We start from the raw sequence: 2,441 nt of genomic DNA on the forward strand, positions 1-2,441 counted from the left end.
TGCCGACCGCCATCGAGAACATCGACATCGGCGGCCCGACCATGGTTCGCTCAGCGGCCAAGAACCACAAGGACGTGGCCATCGTGGTCAACGCCCGGGGGCAGCCGGCCCACCAACCGTACCTGCACTCACCTGGAGTCTCTGATGCCCGACCCCACCCCCGCCTCTGACCGCCCCGCCGACCTGCTGCGCGCCCTGACCGCCGAGACGCTCCGCCGTGCGGCCTGCAAGGGCGACTGCGACAGCACCGAGACCGAGTGCGCGACCCGCCGCATGCAGCCCGTTGTGTACGCCCACGGCGTCCTCACCGAGGTTTGGGGTACGCCCGAGGTGATCGCTGACGCGGTCCTGTCCGTGCTGCCTGCGCCTGCCCTGGCGGTGGCCCGGCAGCTCCTCGGCACCAGTGCGGCCGAGGGCGCGCCGTGCCCGACGCCGGAGACGCACAACTGGGGCTGCGGCTGCCCCACCGACCAAGCCCTCGCCGCGAAGCGGGTCGAGGCCGAGCACGTCCTGTACGACGCGCTCACGAAGGGCACTCAGCACGCGCAGGTGCGGCAGCACATCATCGACGAGTACCGGGCCGCCGTGATCGCCGAGCACACGCACTCCGCCCCGCCCGCGCCTGCCGACCGGGCCGCCGAGAGCGGGCGGGGCTGACCATGAGCCGACGTTTTAAGTCAACCCCTGAGGGCTTCTGGAGCCGGGCGTTCCTCACTGACCGGATGTTCAACGGCGCTCCGTGCGTCGAATGGCACGGCCCGAGGGACAACAAGGGGTACGGCCGCTTCGGCAACCTGGGGCTGGCTCACCGCTGGGCCTTCGTGTGGGCCAACGGGGCCGATGCCATCCCCGCCGGGACCGAGCTGGATCACCTCTGTCGCAATCGTTCCTGCGTCGCTCCCGGACACCTGGAAGCCGTGACGCACAAGGAGAACGTCCTTCGTGGCACGAGTCCATCCGCTATATGCGCAGCTAAGACTCGCTGCGTGAACGGCCATGAGTTCACTGCCGAGAACACGCTCATCCGGCCGGATGGAAGCAGGAAGTGCCGGACCTGCAAACGTGCTGGCGACCGTCGGCGCACTGCCCGGCTACGAGCCCAAGCTGTCGGAGAGGTTGCCTGATCATGAGTGCTCGAAACGATGCCGTCGAGATGATCCGCCGTATCTGCCCGCCGCATTTGGACCGCGACCAGTACGGCCGAATCCTGGCTGAGAAGTTCGCCACCCACCGAGCTGAAGTCCTCCGCGAGGCCGCCGAGGCCGTGGACAACACGGAGTTCCCCGACGAGTACGTCGACCTGTTCGACAACGGTGCCCGCTGGGCCAGCAGGCTCCTCCGCCGTCTGGCCGACGACGCTGCCGCCGGGGTGCAGCAGACCACCGAGGGCGAGGCGGAGCTGACCGCCACCCTCGTCATCAACCGAAACGACTCCTACTGCGACGGCTGCGGAAAGCCCACCCTGCCCCAGCGCACCCACCACACCGACATCTCCGGGTGGACGCCCAAGCCGGGCGGGGGCTGCGGGGCCCAATTCACCGCGATGCGCAGCGACTACGGGGGCATCACCGTCGACGAGCTGAAGGACGTCCGCCCGGACCTGCCCGTGGCCACCCCCGCCGCCCCTGCCGTACCCGAGGAGCGCCCGTGACCGACCACGGATACACCGGGATCAGCCTCGCCGGGCGATGGGAATGCGGCAACTGCGGGGCATCCGGAGACGGCTGGTGGAACGAGGAGGACGGCTTCCAGCCGGACGAGGACCACGAGTGCGAGGAACCCCAGTGACCGCCCACCCGATCGGCGTCGAGGTCTCCTGCGACGGGCCCACCGGCCGCGACGACTGCCCGCACAGCGCCGCGATCAGCGCCCGGTTCACGTCCCGGACCGCCCGCCAGGTCCGGGCAGACGGCCGCCCCGACGGGTGGACCACCCGCCGCGCACCCGGCCGGCTCATCGACCTCTGCCCCAACTGCCGCCACACCCGCACCCGAGCGCCCGAGGAGCCCACACGATGACCACACCCACCCGTATCCAGCGCCGCCGCACCAAGGGATGGCGCAAGCCCGACAACACCGTGATCGTCACCCGACCCAGCCGCTTCGGGAACCCGTTCACCCTCGGCATGGTCCACGAGCTTGGGTACGCCCAGCCGGGCGAGATCGTCGCAACCCGCCGTGCTGCTGTCGGCGCCTTCCAGGACTGGCTTCGAGGGAACCGCCTGATGTGGCAGTCCGAGGAGGGCGACACGGCGCGGCAGCGCCTCCTCGACGGCCTGCCCGAGCTGCGCGGCAAGAACCTCGCCTGCTACTGCCCGCTCCCCAAACCGGGCCAGCCCGACTACTGCCACGCCGCCGTCCTGCTGAAGCTCGCCAACGAGCCCGCCACCCCCACCCCCGCTGTCTGACCTGTCCCCGCCGGGTGGCGCAGCACGTCTGCAC

Annotated in this window: 6 protein-coding genes; all 6 read left to right on the forward strand. The window is 70.5% G+C overall.

The window, feature by feature from the left end; genetic code table 11:
• The first annotated feature begins 144 nt into the window (after window positions 1-144).
• Window positions 145-657: a hypothetical protein gene (locus AB0917_RS33925; RefSeq protein WP_366823556.1), complete on the forward strand. Its 513-nt coding sequence runs from the start codon at window positions 145-147 to the stop codon at window positions 655-657.
• A 65-nt stretch (window positions 658-722) separates the two neighbouring features.
• The gene (locus AB0917_RS33930) at window positions 723-1,124 is read left to right on the forward strand and encodes an HNH endonuclease signature motif containing protein (protein ID WP_366823561.1); all 402 of its coding nucleotides are present in this window, start codon (window positions 723-725) and stop codon (window positions 1,122-1,124) included.
• Between the two features lie 2 nt (window positions 1,125-1,126).
• A complete protein-coding gene (locus tag AB0917_RS33935; protein ID WP_366823557.1) occupies window positions 1,127-1,651 on the forward strand; it encodes a hypothetical protein in 525 nt (174 codons plus the stop codon).
• Window positions 1,648-1,788: a hypothetical protein gene (locus tag AB0917_RS33940; RefSeq protein WP_366823558.1), complete on the forward strand. Its 141-nt coding sequence runs from the start codon at window positions 1,648-1,650 to the stop codon at window positions 1,786-1,788. The genes AB0917_RS33935 and AB0917_RS33940 overlap by 4 nt, the downstream gene beginning before the upstream one ends.
• Window positions 1,785-2,018, forward strand: coding sequence for a hypothetical protein (locus tag AB0917_RS33945; protein ID WP_366823559.1), 234 nt, complete (start codon window positions 1,785-1,787; stop codon window positions 2,016-2,018). Before AB0917_RS33940 ends, AB0917_RS33945 begins: the two co-directional genes overlap by 4 nt.
• A complete protein-coding gene (locus AB0917_RS33950) occupies window positions 2,015-2,407 on the forward strand; it encodes a DUF4326 domain-containing protein (protein ID WP_366823560.1) in 393 nt (130 codons plus the stop codon). The genes AB0917_RS33945 and AB0917_RS33950 overlap by 4 nt, the downstream gene beginning before the upstream one ends.
• The last annotated feature ends 34 nt before the right edge of the window (window positions 2,408-2,441 follow it).

Source organism: Streptomyces sp. NPDC007346 (assembly GCF_040703535.1).
GTDB lineage: Bacteria > Actinomycetota > Actinomycetes > Streptomycetales > Streptomycetaceae > Streptomyces.

Bases quoted from the DNA above. Each gene is read 5' to 3' on its own strand.
- AB0917_RS33925 (WP_366823556.1), top strand. From the start codon at position 145: ATGCCCGACCCCACCCCCGCCTCTGACCGCCCCGCCGACCTGCTGCGC.
- AB0917_RS33930 (WP_366823561.1), top strand. From the start codon at position 723: ATGTTCAACGGCGCTCCGTGCGTCGAATGGCACGGCCCGAGGGACAAC.
- AB0917_RS33935 (WP_366823557.1), top strand. From the start codon at position 1,127: ATGAGTGCTCGAAACGATGCCGTCGAGATGATCCGCCGTATCTGCCCG.
- AB0917_RS33950 (WP_366823560.1), top strand. From the start codon at position 2,015: ATGACCACACCCACCCGTATCCAGCGCCGCCGCACCAAGGGATGGCGC.